Below are 13,543 nucleotides of genomic sequence, written 5' to 3' on the forward strand. Positions count from 1 at the left end.
CGGCGCCTGGCGCCGGGCCGGCCCAGGGTCAGCCGAAGACCTGCTGCCACAGCCGGATCACGCACGCCCGCTCATGCTCCACCCGGATCGCATCGATATGGGCGCGTTCTGAACCCTGCAGGCGGATCTGGTGCTGCAGCTTGCGGAAGAGGCGATAGGCATTGGCGGCCTCGTCGGCCAGCAGCGCGTCGATCAGGCCCAGTTGTCCGGCCAGCTTGAGCAGGGCGATATTGCCGATGTCGCCGGTGAGCTGGGGATGGTCGCTGGCATGGCGCAGGACCAGGTATTGCACCATGAATTCGATGTCGATCATGCCGCCCTCGTCGTGCTTGAGGTCGAACATGGTGCTGCGGTTGGGATGGGCCTCGCGCATGCGCCGTCGCATCGACAAGACTTCTTCTTCCAGCCTGGCCGCATCGCGCGGCTGGCGCAGCACCCGTTCGCGCAGCGCTTCAAAGCGCTCGCCGATGGCCGTATCTCCCGCGCAGAAGCGCGCCCGCGTGAGCGCCTGGTGTTCCCAGATCCAGGCCGCATTGAGCTGGTATTTCTCGAAGGAAGACAAGGGCGACACCAACAGGCCGCTGGCGCCGTCCGGACGCAGGGCGATGTCGATGTCGAACAGCGTGCCGGCCGGGGTGTGGCTGGTCATCCAGGTGATGAAGCGCTGCGCCAGCTTGGCGTAGAGGCCGGGGGCGTCCTGGTCTTCATCGTCGTAGAGGAAGACCACGTCCAGGTCGGAGGCATAGCCTAGTTCCTTGCCGCCCAGCTTGCCATAGGCGATCACCGCGAACTGCGGCACCTCGCGATGGCGCTGGGCAATGGTCTGCCAGACTGCTTCGATGGTGACTTGCACCAGCACATCGGCCAGGGCGGAGAGTTCGTCGGCCAGTTTTTCCACCGACAGGTCGCCCTCCAGGTCTTGCGCCAGCAGGCGGAACTGTTCGGCATGGTGCAACTCGCGCAGGATGTCGAGCTGGCGTTCGGTATCGCCCTCGGCGGTGGCCAGTTGACGGCGGCAGTTCTCGGCGAAGGCGGTCCAGTCGGAGGCCGCCTTGAGATTGCGGTCGTCCAGCAGTTCGTCCAGCAGCAGCGGGTGGCGCGTGAGGTAGGTCGCGGCCCAGCCGCTGGCGCCGATCATGCGCACCAGGCGTTGCAGGGCATAGGGATACTCGGTCAGCAGCGCCAGGTAGGCGGCGCGGCGGGCAATTGCTTCAAGCAGGTCGAGCAGCCGCCCCAGCGCCGGCAACTGGTCGTAGTGCAGTGCCGCCAGCAGCGGCAGGCTGGTGTTGATGACGGTATTGAGGCGGTTGCGGCTGGCCTCGGGCAGGCTTTGCATGCGTGGGGATTGCCAGGTCAGGTGCAGCCGCCGCGCACCGTCGGCGATGTCGGCCTCGGGGAAGCCGACCAGCTGCAGGGCGTCGGCCAGTCCTTCGAGGTTGTCGTTATCGCTCACACTCACGCTGGGGCCGTCGCTGTCGCTCTCGGACTGCTTGTCGGCGAAGATGGCGTCGAACTGGGTGGCGACGATGGCGCGCTGGCGCTCCAGTTCGTGCAGCAGCGCAGCCGGCTCCTCATAGCCCATCATCCGGGCCACCAGCAGCAGGTCGTCGGGATTGACGGGCAGGGTGTGGGTCTGGGCGTCTTCCAGGTATTGCAGGCGGTGTTCGAGATTGCGCAGGAAGGTGTAGGCGTGCAGCAACTGTTCCACCACGTCGGGCGCGAGCAGGTCCTTGGCGGCCAGGGTGCGCAGGGTGGTGCGGGTGGAGCGGTCGCGCAGCTCGGGATCGCGCCCGCCCCGGATCAGCTGGAATACCTGGCTGGTGAACTCGATCTCGCGAATGCCACCGCGCCCCAGCTTGACGTTGTTGCTGCGGTCGGGGTGCAGGGCTTCCTGGCGCTTGACCTCGGCGCGGATCTGGCCGTGCATGGAGCGCAGTGCGTCGATGGAGCCGTAGTCGAGATAGCGGCGGAAGATGAAGGGGCGGCTGATCGCTTCCAGCGTGGCGATGTCTTCCGGCGTGCCGGTGAGTGCGCGCGCCTTGGTCCAGGCATAGCGTTCCCATTCGCGGCCCTGGCGCACCAGGTATTCCTCCACCATGTTGAAACTGGCCACCAGCGGGCCGGAGTTGCCGTTGGGGCGCAGCGCCATGTCGACCCGGAAGGTGAAGCCGTCTTCGGTGATCTCGGCCAGCGCACCGATGAGCTTCTTGCCCAGCCGTACGAAGAATTCATGGTTGGACAGCGATTTCTGGCCGGCGTCGGCGCGGGTATCGCCGTCTTCGGGATAGACGAAGATGAGGTCGATGTCCGAGGAGACATTGAGTTCGCCCCCGCCCAGCTTGCCCATGCCCAGCACGATCATTTCCTGCGGTCGTCCTGATTCCTCGCCGATGGGCAGGCCATAGAGCGCGGTCTGTTCCTGCATCAGCGCCGCCAGGTGGGTCTGCACGGCGAAGTCGGCAAAGCCGGTCATGGTGGTGACGACTTCGTCGAGGTCGCCACGGCCATCCAGGTCGCGCGTGATCAGGGTGCAGATGACCAGGTTGCGCAAGCGGCGCATGGCCGCCGGCAGGCTCAGGCCGCTGGCCAGGTCGTGCTCCAGGCGCTGCTGCAGGAAGGCGTGGTCAAGCGCACCGGCGGCGGCCGCGGCGGCCACCAGGGCAGGGCGGGCCGGGTCGGCCTGGGTCCAGCGGGTGTAGTAGCGCGAGGACGAGGCCTCGACGAGGGAGCGGTGATGGGCAGGCGAGAAGACCGGCATAAGCGTCTGGAAAGCTCCGCAACAAAGTGTAAAAGAAGGAAAACCGGTGGCCATGTCGCTTCAGTCATGTTGCGCTGCGTCGATAATTGGACAGGGCTGGGACAGTGCTGACATGGGCCTGACGGATGGGCCAGAGAGGGGATTCTATCCTTCATTTTTCAATTTATCGGCCATTTTGCACCCAGGAAGGGCATTGCGCAGATGGCATGGCCATGTTTTCCATGCGATCATGTCACCGCTTCATCTGCCTGAACTGCCGTATTGCCAGAAATCTTTGAATCCCGAGCTGCCATTGCATCCTGATGTCCGAAGAATACGATAACGCTGCACACAAGCCTGGCCGCTGGGCTCTGTGCTGGCGCGTCGCGCGGGGCAGCTACTTCCGCCTGAACCGGGCCAGCCATCATCTGCTGGGCTTTACCGTCAAGCTGCTGCTGGCGGGCTACTTCATCTTCTGCGCGCTGTTTCTGGTGCTGCGCTACGCCGTGCTGCCCGAGATCGGCCATTACAAACCGCAGATCGAACGCCTGGTGTCGGCCCAGATCGGTCGCGCCGTCAGTATCGACGTCATCAACGCTTCCTGGCGTGGCCTGCGCCCGCAGCTCTCGCTGACCAACATCACCGTACATGACCAGCAGGGCGAGCCCGCGCTGACCTTGCCGCAGGTCTCGACCACGCTGTCCTGGAGCAGCGTGCTGGTGGCCAGCCTGCGGCTGGAAAACCTGAGCATCGAAGGCGCGGACCTGGCGATCCGGCGTGATGGCGACGGCAAGCTCTTCGTGGCGGGTATCCCGGTGCCTACCGGGGGCGATGGCAGTTCGCTGGACTGGCTGCTGTCGCAGCGCGAAATCGTGATCCGCCATAGCAAGCTGCGCTGGGATGATGAATTGCGCAAGGCGCCGGAGCTGGTGCTGGAAGACGTCAACCTGGTGCTGCACAACCGCTGGCTGCGCCATCGTCTCTCGCTGCGCGCCATCCCACCGGTGTCTTATGCCGCTCCGCTGGACGTGCGCGCCGACTTCAGCCATCCGGCGTTTGCCCGCAGTTCCGACATCGTGCGCTGGAAGGGAACGCTCTATGCCGACCTGCGGCGCACCGACCTGTCGGTCTGGCGCGCCTATTTCGACTATCCCATCGCCATCCAGAGCGGCACCGGCTCGGTGCGGGCCTGGCTGGCGCTGGACCATGCCAAGGTGGCCAATTTCACCGCCGATCTGGCCCTGAACGATTTCAATGCGCAGCTCTCGCGCCAGCTGGAGCCTCTGTCGCTGAAGCGCGTCAATGGCCGCATCTCGGCCAGTGAAAGCCTGGGAGCCACTCCCGAGGACGGCATTCCCACCTTCGGCGCCAATGGCCATCAGGTGACCCTGACCGATTTTTCGATCGAGACGCCGGACGGTTTCGTGCTGCCGCCGACCTCGATTTCCGAAAGCTATGAGCCAGGCACGCCCCTGAAGGCCGAGCGCACCAGCGTCAAGGCCACCTACCTGAACCTGCAGACCCTGTCGCAACTGGCCACGCGGCTGCCGCTGGCGCCTTCCCAGCGCAAGCTGCTGGATGACCTGGCGCCGCGCGGCGAGCTGCGCGACTTCACCGTGCAATGGCAGGGAACCTATCCCGAACTGGCTTCCTATCGCGTCCAGGGCCGCTTTTCCGGGCTGGGACTCAAGGGCCTGCCGGCGCATGTGGAGCCGCGCCGCAATGCCGCCCAGCAGGTGCGGGCGCAGTGGGCGGGTTTCCCCGGCTTCAGCAATATCGACGGCGAGATCGACGCCACCGAGAAGGGCGGGTCGGTCAAGCTGGACTCGCAGGATCTGGCCATCGAGATGCCGGCCGAACAGTTCGTCGAGTCCAGCATGCCTTTCGACAGCCTCAAGATGCAGGCGCGCTGGCAGTACCTGAAGGACCAGACCCTGCAGGTGGACCTGGAGCAGCTGCAGTTTGCCCAGCCCGGCGTGGCCGGCAGTCTCTCGGGGCGGCATGTGCAGCCCTTGCAGGGCAAGTCGGCGGGCAGTGTGGACCTGCACGGCGAACTGAGCCGCTTCGATGTGAAGGCGATCCGCCGCTACCTGCCGAGCCACCTGAGCGAACCCTTGCGGCACTGGCTCACCGATGGACTGGTCGATGGCAGCCTGCGCGATGTGCAATTCACCCTCAAGGGCGCCTTGGCCGATTTTCCCTTCCATACGGCCAAGCCCGGCGACAAGCCCAAGGGCCAGTTCCAGCTCAGCGGCGATTTCGAGGGCCTCAAGCTGAACTACACGCCCGGTCATCTGGGTCGCGACGGCAAGGAGCCGGAATGGCCTTTGCTGGAAGAGGGGCGGGGTCACCTGAGCATCGATCGCACCCGCCTCGAGATCAAGGCCGACAGCGCCCGCACCCTGGGTGCGAAGCTGGGGCCGGTGACGGCGCGGGTGGCCGATGTCGATTCGCATGAGGCCGAGCTGGAGATCGAGGGCGTGGCCAGTGCACCGATGGCGGTGTTCCTGCGGTACGTGAACCAGAGTCCAGTGGCGCGTTGGACCGGCAACATCATGGAGCGCAGCAGCGCCACCGGCGAGGCCAGGCTGGACCTGAAGTTCCAGATGCCGCTGCATCACGCCATCGACACCCGTGCGCAGGGCGCCTTCCATTTCGCCAACAATGATGTGGACCTGCTGCCGGACCTGCCGGTGCTCTATCGCACCAATGGCAAGGTCGAGTTCAATGAACACGGTTTCACCCTCAATGGCGTGCGCGGCCAGTTCCTGGGCGATGCGCTGACCATCAGTGGCGGCACCCAGAAAGACGGTAGCAGCCAGATGCGGCTGGAGGGCGCCATCAACGTCGACATGCTGCGCAAGCAATATCCCGATCCATCGCTGCAGCGCCTGCTGGCGCGCCTGTCCGGCACGACCCGTTACAACGCCACCGTGCTGGTGCGCCAGCATCAGCCCGAGGTGGTGGTCGAATCCAGCCTGGCCGGGCTGGGCGTCGATCTGCCCGTGCCCTTGCGCAAGAGTGCGCAGGAGAGCCTGCCTCTGCGCTTCGAACTGCTGCCGCTGGCCTCGGCCGATCCCCTGATCGAACGCGAGGAGCTGAAGGTGGCGTTGGGGAGCAACATTGCTTCACGCTATGTGCGCGAGCGGGTGGCAGCTACGGGAGCTGCTTGGCGGGTGACCAGCGGCGGCATCGGCTGGAACCAGCCCGCGCCGTCGCCGTCTGCCGGCCTGAAGCTGGCGCTGGCTGCCGACAGTCTGGAGGTGGACCCTTGGCTGAGCCTGAAGAACGAACTGGCCGGCCGGGTGGCTGCAGAGGATGCGCCGGCCGCTTCCACTCGCCTTGGCAGCGGCGACGTGGCACAGTATCTGGAGCCGGATCAGGTCTCGGCGCGGGTGGGTGAACTCAGCCTCAAGGGCAAGAAGCTCAACAAGCTGATCCTGGAAGCTGCCCATCGGCGCAATAGCTGGCAGATCAATGTGGAGTCGCAACAGGTCGCCGGCACCGTTACCTGGGACGAGCCAGGCGCAGCGCGCGGCCCGGGCAAGGTGACGGCGCGCCTATCCTCGCTGGTCATTCCAAAGCCGGCGCCGACCGCCGAAAATGGCGCCGCGACGGTTGCCGCTGAAGACGACAACGTACAGATGCCCGCCCTGGACATTCGTGCCGAACAGTTCGAGCTGGGCGGCAAGAAGCTGGGCCGACTGGAGCTCGACGCCAGCAACATGGTCACCTCGGTGGGCCGGGAATGGCGTATCAGCCGCTTGCTGCTGGCCAACCCTGACGCCCAGTTCCGCGCCGCCGGCAACTGGATGAGCTTTGGCAGCAACCATACTTCCAACTTCACCTATGCGCTGGACATCGAGGACGCCGGCAAGCTGCTGGAGCGCTTCGGCTATCCCGGTACGGTGCGCGGCGGCAAGGGCAAGCTCGATGGCGATCTCAGCTGGAAGGCGCCGCCCTACGCCATGGACATGGCCAGCCTGGCCGGGCAGGTCCACATGGATGTGCATGCCGGGCAATTCCTCAAGGTCGATCCGGGGGCGGCCAAGCTGTTGGGCGTGCTCAACCTGCAAGCCTTGCCGCGCCGCTTGACGCTGGACTTCCGCGATGTCTTCTCGGAAGGCTTCGCCTTCGATACCGTTGCCGGCACGGCCAGCATCAACAAGGGCATCGCCACTACCGACAACCTGAAGATGACGGGCGTGACCGCCTCGGTGCTCATGAGCGGTTCGGCCGACATTGCGCGCGAGACCCAGGACCTGCATGTGGTGGTGATTCCCGAGATCAACCTGGGCACAGCCTCGGTGGTGGCCATGGCGGTCAATCCGGTAGTCGGCGTGAGCACGCTGCTGGCGCAGCTGTTCCTGCGTAATCCGGTGATGAAATCCCTCAGCTTCGAGTACAAGGTCAGCGGTTCCTGGAGCGATCCTATCGTCGTCAAGCAGGGCCAGGTCACGCCGGTGGACGGGCAGCGTGCGCGCGAGCTGCTGGAGCAGGGGCGCGGGCAGGGCCTGCCTGCCATGCCTGCGCCGGCGGCTCCCGCTGCACCGGCCGCTCCGGCTGCAGCGCCGACGGCCCCGGCAGGGCGCCGTCCCTCCAACCCGCAGAACATCGGCCCGGTCATCAATAGCGGCGCGTGAGCGTATTGCTTGTGCCGGCGGCAGGCTGGCCTCGAATGCGCGATACTGTGGGCATCGTTCATCTCCCAATGCAATGAGAGGCAAGACATGACGCAGGCAATCAAGGTGGCGGCCATCCAGATGGTCTCCACCCCCGAGGTAGCGCAGAACTTCGCCAGCGCGACCCGTCTGGTGGCCGCTGCCGCCCAGCAGGGGGCGCAACTGGTGCTGCTGCCCGAATACTGGCCCATCATGGGCCGCCACGAACGCGACAAGCTGGCCCACGCTGAAGCCGATGGTGTCGGCCCGATCCAGGAATTCATGGCCAGCCTGGCGCGCCAGCATGGCCTGTGGCTGGTGGGCGGCACGCTGCCGCTGAAGGCCGGCAATCCGGACAAGGTGCTCAATACTTCGCTGGTCTATGGGCCGCAGGGTCAGCGCGTGGCGCGTTATGACAAGATCCATCTGTTCAACTTCGTGCGCGGCGAAGAAAACTACGATGAAGCCCGTACCATCGAGTACGGTCACCAAGTGCAGAGCTTCGAAGCGCCTTTCGGGCGGGTCGGCCTGTCGGTCTGCTATGACCTGCGCTTTCCCGAGCTGTACCGCGCCATGGGCGAGTGTGCGCTCATCGTCATGCCCGCTGCTTTCACCTACACCACTGGCCGCGCCCACTGGGAATTGCTGTTGCGCGCCCGCGCCATCGAGAACCAGTGCTACGTGCTGGCGTCGGCCCAGGGCGGCGAGCACGTCAATGGCCGCCGGACCTGGGGCCACAGCATGCTGGTCGATCCCTGGGGCGAGGTCGTTTCGATCCTGCCGGAAGGGGAAGGGCTTGTGATCGGCGACATTGATCCCCATCGTCTACAATACGTTCGAGAAAGTTTGCCGGCACTCCGCCATCGCAAGCTTTGACCTTTTTGCCTTCCGACAAGACGCTATGAAATTATTTGAACCCAACATGGGCGCCCTGCAAGTGGCGCGTGACGTGCTGCTGACTCCCTTCGGCCTGGACGAATCCAAGCTGCTCAAGGCCCTGGGCAGCATGTTCACGCACAAGGTCGACTATGCCGACCTCTACTTCCAGTTCACCAAGAGCGAGGGCTGGAGCCTGGAAGAAGGCATCGTCAAGACGGGCAGCTTTTCCATCGACCAGGGCGTGGGTGTACGCGCCGTGTCGGGCGACAAGACTGCATTTTCCTATTCCGACGAGATTTCCGAATCGGCCCTGATGGATGCCGCTGCGGCAACCCGCACCATCGCCCGCCAGGGCAGCGGCAAGATCAAGGTGGCCGGTGCGATGATCCCTGGCGGCGGTCGCGCGCTGTATCTGCCGCATGATCCGCTGACCTCGCTGGACGCCACCGCCAAGGTGCAGTTGCTGGAGCGCGTGGAGCGCATCGCCCGCGCCAAGGACCCGCGTGTCAAGCAGGTCATGGCCAGCCTGTCCGGCGAATACGATGTGGTGCTGGTGGCGCGTGCCGATGGCGTATTGGCTGCGGACATCCGTCCGCTGGTGCGCGTGTCGGTGACGGTGATTGCCGAGCAGAATGGCCGTCGCGAGATGGGCAGCAGCGGCGGCGGTGGCCGTTACGACTATGGCTATTTCTCCGACCTGCTGCTGGAACAATATGCTTCCGAAGCCGTGGCGACGGCGCTGGTGAACCTGGAATCGCGCCCGGCCCCGGCCGGTCCGATGACCGTCGTGCTCGGCCCCGGCTGGCCCGGCATCCTGCTGCACGAAGCCATCGGCCACGGCCTGGAAGGGGACTTCAACCGCAAGGGTTCGTCCACCTTCTCCGGTCGCATCGGCGAGCGCGTCGCGGCCAAGGGCGTGACCGTGGTCGATGACGGCACCATCGCCGACCGTCGCGGTTCGCTCAACATCGACGACGAGGGCAACCCGACCCAGTGCACCACCCTCATCGAAGACGGCATCCTGAAGGGCTACATCCAGGACACCATGAATGCCCGCCTGATGAAGATGGACGTCACCGGCAACGCCCGCCGCGAATCCTTTGCGCACCTGCCCATGCCGCGCATGACCAATACCTACATGCTGGGTGGCGACAAGGACCCGGCCGAGATCCTGGCGTCGGTCAAGAATGGCCTGTATGCGGTCAACTTCGGTGGCGGCCAGGTGGATATCACCAACGGCAAGTTCGTCTTCTCGGCCAGCGAGGCCTACATGATCGAGGATGGCAAGATCACCTATCCGGTCAAGGGCGCTACCCTGATCGGCAATGGTCCGGACGTGTTGAACCGCGTTTCCATGATCGGCAACGACATGCGCCTGGATTCGGGTGTGGGCGTGTGCGGCAAGGAAGGGCAGAGCGTGCCGGTGGGCGTGGGTCAGCCGACCTTGCGTCTGGATGGCGTGACCGTGGGCGGGACCGCCTGATCCAGATCCTGCGGCGTTGCTGCGCTGCCAGCATGATGAAAACCGCCGGAGGGATTCTGGCGGTTTTTTTTCGTCCGTGACGGCGTTTTCGAGGGAGGAGAAGGGCGTGGCCAGATCAAGAAAGCTGTTTTTTTGCAGGATAGCCACGCTCATACGCCCCCGCCCAGGCGTGCATGGCTTGCATTTGGCTTGAATTATTATTGTGTTTTATCGGATAATTTTTGTGTTGGTGATATAAAAAGTTATTTTTTATGGTCGTTGACGCATAAAAATTGCGTATGCACTGCACCATTTCATTTTTTTCGGTTTGCTTGCCAAAGGTCTGGATTTGTAGCACTATGAATGCCTGCTTCACTTAAACGATTGACGCCAGACATGTCCTTCACCCGCGCTTACTTTTATTTTTACTTTAGCTATTCCAGCCCCACGGCGGTGAAAAGCGGTAAGCGTTCGTAAAAAGACAAAACCGATTTCCTAAAAAACCGCCAGTGATGGCGGTTTTTTTTTGGTCAAATTTCCAGCTGAATAATTGCAGCACACCAGGAGAAAAAAATGCCGCGCACTGACGATCTTCGCATCCGAGAAATGAAAGAACTGGTCCCCCCCTCGCATCTCATCCGCGAATTCGCCTGCACCGAAAAGGTCGAGCGCACCACGGCTGAAGCTCGCACCGCGCTGCACCGCATCCTGCATGGCCAGGATGACCGCCTGATGGTCGTCATCGGCCCTTGCTCCATCCACGACACCAAGGCGGCCATGGAATATGCGCGTCGCCTGGTGGTGGAGCGCGAGCGTCACAAGAACGAGCTGGAAATCGTCATGCGCGTCTACTTCGAAAAGCCGCGCACCACGGTGGGCTGGAAGGGTCTGATCAACGACCCGTACATGGACAACAGCTTCCGCATCAACGACGGCCTGCGCGCGGCCCGTGAGTTGCTGCTCAACATCAACGAGCTGGGCCTGCCGGCTGGCACCGAGTTCCTGGATGTGATCAGCCCGCAATACATCGCCGACCTGATCAGTTGGGGCGCCATCGGCGCTCGCACCACCGAGTCGCAGGTGCACCGTGAGCTGGCTTCCGGCCTGTCCTGCCCGGTGGGCTTCAAGAATGGCACCGATGGCAACGTCAAGATCGCCGTGGACGCTATCAAGGCCGCCTCGCAGCCGCATCACTTCCTGTCGGTGACCAAGGGCGGCCACTCGGCCATCGTCTCCACCGCCGGCAATGAGGACTGCCATATCATCCTGCGCGGCGGCAAGCAGCCCAACTATGATGCGCCCAGCGTGGAAGCGGCCTGCCAGGACATCGCCAAGAGCGGCCTGGCGGCGCGCCTGATGATCGACGCCTCGCACGCCAACAGCTCCAAGAAGCCGGAAAACCAGATTCCGGTCTGCGCCGACATCGGTCGCCAGATCGCCGGTGGTGATACCCGTATCGTCGGCGTGATGGTGGAATCGCACCTGGTCGCCGGCCGCCAGGATCTGGTGCCGGGCAAGGAACTGACCTATGGCCAGTCCGTCACCGATGGCTGCATCAACTGGGAAGAAAGCCTGCAAGTGCTGCAAGGCCTGGCTGATTCGGTCAAGCAGCGCCGCCTGGTGGGCGATGAGCGCGACGCCGCCTGATGCTCAGTAGATAGCGGAGTAGGACAATGAAGAACGCCGGCAATTGCCGGCGTTTTTTGTGGACTGCGCAGCAGGAAATCAGTCGCGGAAGTTGTTGAATTCCAGCGGAATATCCTTGATCTCCTTGCGCAGCAGGGCGATGGCCGCCTGCAGGTCGTCGCGCTTGGCGCCGGTGATGCGCACGGCGTCGCCCTGGATGCTGGCTTGCACCTTCATCTTGCTGTCCTTGATGACGCGCACGATCTTCTTGGCATCGTCGCTCTCGATGCCGTTCTTCACCTTGATGACCTGCTTGACCTTGTCACCGCCGATCTTCTCGATCTTGCCTTCGTCCAGGAAGCGCACGTCGACGTTGCGCTTGGTCATCTTGTCGGTCAGCACGTCGCGCACCTGGCTCAACTGGAAGTCGGAGTCGGCGTAGGCGGTCAGTTCGCGCTCCTTTTGCTCGACGCGGGCGTCGGTGCCTTTGAAGTCGAAGCGGGTGGAGATTTCCTTGTTGGCCTGGTCCACGGCGTTCTTGACTTCCACCAGGTTGGCTTCGCAGACGGTATCGAATGAGGGCATGGCTTGTTCCTTATGTTCTTGCAGCCGGCGAAGGCCGGCGTCTGACCCGTGATTTTAGCGGAGAGGGGGCGTGGCCGCCATCGCCGATCCGCTGACAGCGGATTTGCCGCAGCGGGGCGATATAATCCCAGCCCTATGACCACGTCTTCACTTCCCCTCCAGTACGCCGTTTCCCTGGCCGACCTCAATACCTTCGGCATCCAGGCGCAGGCCCATGCCTATCTGCCCGTCCAGGGCGCCGACACCCTGCACGCCCTGCGCCAGGACGCCGCCCTGATGGCCTTGCCGCGCCTGGTGCTGGGCGGCGGCAGCAACCTGTTGCTGACGCAGGATTTCCCAGGGCTGGTGCTGCACATGCAGGGCCGGGGCATGACCATCACCGGCGAGGATGAGGATTTCATCTATGTCTGCGCCGCTGCCGGCGAGAACTGGCATGGCTTCGTGCAATGGACGTTGGCGCAAGGCCTGGGTGGACTGGAAAATCTGTCGCTGATCCCTGGCAGCGTCGGCGCCGCGCCGATCCAGAACATCGGCGCCTACGGCATCGAGGTCAAGGACCGCTTCCACAGCCTGCGCGCCTTCGATCTCGCTACCGGCGAGATCCTCACGCTGGACCGCGACGCCTGCCGCTTCGGTTATCGCGACAGCGTCTTCAAGCAGGCGCTGCGCGACCGCGCCGTGGTGCTGGAGGTCAGCTTTGCCCTGCCCAAGCGCTGGCAAGCCAATGCCAACTACGCCGACGTGGCGCAGGCGCTGCAGGAGCGTGGCGTGACCGAACCCGGCCCACGCGACATCGCCGAAGCCGTCATCACTATCCGCACCCGCAAGCTGCCCGATCCTGCGCAGATCGGCAACGCTGGCAGCTTCTTCAAGAACCCCATCGTGCCGGCCCGTCTGCGCGATACCTTGCGGGCGCAATATGCCGACCTGGTCAGCTATCGCGTCGATGAAGGGCACTACAAGCTGGCCGCCGGCTGGCTGATCGACCGCAGCGGCTGGAAGGGCAAGACCATGGGGCGCGCCGGCGTGTACGAGAAACAGGCATTGGTGCTGGTCAATCGCGGTGGCGCCACCGGCGCCGAGGTGGCCAGGCTGGCCCAGGCCATCCAGGAGGATGTGAAGGAAAAATTCGGGGTGCAGCTGGAGCCCGAGCCGGTCTTCATCTGAACGCGACCCAAGGGCAAAACATCAAGATATGAAAAAGCCGTCCAGTAGCGATACTGGACGGCTTTTTCGTTCAGGCAAGACTGCGATCAGCCGAAGTGGCAGACGTAGTCCAGGGTCTCGGTGACTTCGATGTCGAAGCTGGAGTTGCCCGGCACGCTGAAGGTGGTGCCTGCGGCGTAGGTATTCCAGGCTTCTTCACCCTTCAGACGCACGCGGCAGCTGCCGCCGTTGATTTCCATGATTTCCGGCGCGCCGGTATTGAAGGTCAGGCTGGCGGGCAGGATCACGCCCAGGGTCTTCTTGGTGCCATCGGCAAACAGCACGGTGTGCGAGACACACTTGCCGTCGAAGTAGACATTGCCCTTTTTCAGGACGGTGACGTTGTCGAATTGGGTGCTCATCGAATCGCTTCCATTAAACGGTGAA

General features: G+C 63.8%; 9 protein-coding genes. 5 read left to right on the top strand and 4 right to left on the bottom strand.

The window, feature by feature from the left end:
- Positions 1 to 28 precede the first annotated feature (28 nt).
- The gene (gene glnE / locus BGK68_RS13440) at positions 29 to 2,758 is read right to left on the bottom strand and encodes a bifunctional [glutamate--ammonia ligase]-adenylyl-L-tyrosine phosphorylase/[glutamate--ammonia-ligase] adenylyltransferase (RefSeq protein WP_198937202.1); all 2,730 of its coding nucleotides are present in this window, start codon (positions 2,756 to 2,758) and stop codon (positions 29 to 31) included.
- Between the two features lie 302 nt (positions 2,759 to 3,060).
- On the opposite strand from glnE, the gene BGK68_RS13445 reads away from it, so the two are divergent.
- The 3 genes from BGK68_RS13445 to tldD all read left to right on the top strand — a co-directional run bounded on the left by BGK68_RS13445 (position 3,061) and on the right by tldD (position 9,760).
- Complete coding sequence (locus tag BGK68_RS13445; RefSeq protein WP_075257515.1) at positions 3,061 to 7,380, top strand: YhdP family protein; 4,320 nt, start codon at positions 3,061 to 3,063, stop codon at positions 7,378 to 7,380.
- A gap of 87 nt (positions 7,381 to 7,467) precedes the next feature.
- Positions 7,468 to 8,274, top strand: coding sequence for a carbon-nitrogen hydrolase family protein (locus tag BGK68_RS13450; RefSeq protein ID WP_075257516.1), 807 nt, complete (start codon positions 7,468 to 7,470; stop codon positions 8,272 to 8,274).
- A 25-nt stretch (positions 8,275 to 8,299) separates the two neighbouring features.
- Positions 8,300 to 9,760 (top strand): metalloprotease TldD, encoded by a 1,461-nt coding sequence (tldD, locus tag BGK68_RS13455; protein ID WP_075257517.1) that lies wholly within the window; start codon positions 8,300 to 8,302, stop codon positions 9,758 to 9,760.
- Positions 9,761 to 9,875: 115 nt separating this feature from the next.
- Here the strand turns inward: tldD and BGK68_RS27485 are convergent, their stop codons facing one another.
- A complete protein-coding gene (locus tag BGK68_RS27485) occupies positions 9,876 to 10,115 on the bottom strand; it encodes a hypothetical protein (protein WP_143433045.1) in 240 nt (79 codons plus the stop codon).
- A gap of 197 nt (positions 10,116 to 10,312) precedes the next feature.
- Here BGK68_RS27485 and aroG point away from each other — a divergent pair, with 197 nt between their 5' ends.
- Positions 10,313 to 11,386 carry a 3-deoxy-7-phosphoheptulonate synthase AroG gene (gene aroG, locus BGK68_RS13460; protein ID WP_075257518.1) on the top strand — a complete coding sequence of 358 codons (1,074 nt, stop codon included), beginning with the start codon at positions 10,313 to 10,315 and terminating at the stop codon, positions 11,384 to 11,386.
- A 78-nt stretch (positions 11,387 to 11,464) separates the two neighbouring features.
- Here aroG and BGK68_RS13465 read toward each other — a convergent pair whose 3' ends face one another.
- Positions 11,465 to 11,950, bottom strand: coding sequence for a YajQ family cyclic di-GMP-binding protein (locus tag BGK68_RS13465; RefSeq protein ID WP_075257519.1), 486 nt, complete (start codon positions 11,948 to 11,950; stop codon positions 11,465 to 11,467).
- 135 nt (positions 11,951 to 12,085) lie between these two features.
- On the opposite strand from BGK68_RS13465, the gene murB reads away from it, so the two are divergent.
- Positions 12,086 to 13,117 (top strand): UDP-N-acetylmuramate dehydrogenase, encoded by a 1,032-nt coding sequence (gene murB / locus BGK68_RS13470; protein WP_075257520.1) that lies wholly within the window; start codon positions 12,086 to 12,088, stop codon positions 13,115 to 13,117.
- A gap of 86 nt (positions 13,118 to 13,203) precedes the next feature.
- On the opposite strand, the gene ppnP is transcribed toward murB, so the two are convergent.
- Complete coding sequence (gene ppnP / locus BGK68_RS13475; protein ID WP_041310401.1) at positions 13,204 to 13,518, bottom strand: pyrimidine/purine nucleoside phosphorylase; 315 nt, start codon at positions 13,516 to 13,518, stop codon at positions 13,204 to 13,206.
- Between the last annotated feature and the right edge of the window lie 25 nt (positions 13,519 to 13,543).

It is taken from the genome of Herbaspirillum camelliae (assembly GCF_001929405.1).
Classification (GTDB): Bacteria; Pseudomonadota; Gammaproteobacteria; order Burkholderiales; family Burkholderiaceae_D; genus Herbaspirillum; species Herbaspirillum seropedicae.

Coding starts and splice junctions, on each gene's coding strand:
- glnE (WP_198937202.1), bottom strand. CDS start 2,758: ATGCCGGTCTTCTCGCCTGCCCATCACCGCTCCCTCGTCGAGGCCTCG.
- BGK68_RS13445 (WP_075257515.1), top strand. CDS start 3,061: ATGTCCGAAGAATACGATAACGCTGCACACAAGCCTGGCCGCTGGGCT.
- BGK68_RS13450 (WP_075257516.1), top strand. CDS start 7,468: ATGACGCAGGCAATCAAGGTGGCGGCCATCCAGATGGTCTCCACCCCC.
- tldD (WP_075257517.1), top strand. CDS start 8,300: ATGAAATTATTTGAACCCAACATGGGCGCCCTGCAAGTGGCGCGTGAC.
- aroG (WP_075257518.1), top strand. CDS start 10,313: ATGCCGCGCACTGACGATCTTCGCATCCGAGAAATGAAAGAACTGGTC.
- BGK68_RS13465 (WP_075257519.1), bottom strand. CDS start 11,950: ATGCCCTCATTCGATACCGTCTGCGAAGCCAACCTGGTGGAAGTCAAG.
- murB (WP_075257520.1), top strand. CDS start 12,086: ATGACCACGTCTTCACTTCCCCTCCAGTACGCCGTTTCCCTGGCCGAC.
- ppnP (WP_041310401.1), bottom strand. CDS start 13,518: ATGAGCACCCAATTCGACAACGTCACCGTCCTGAAAAAGGGCAATGTC.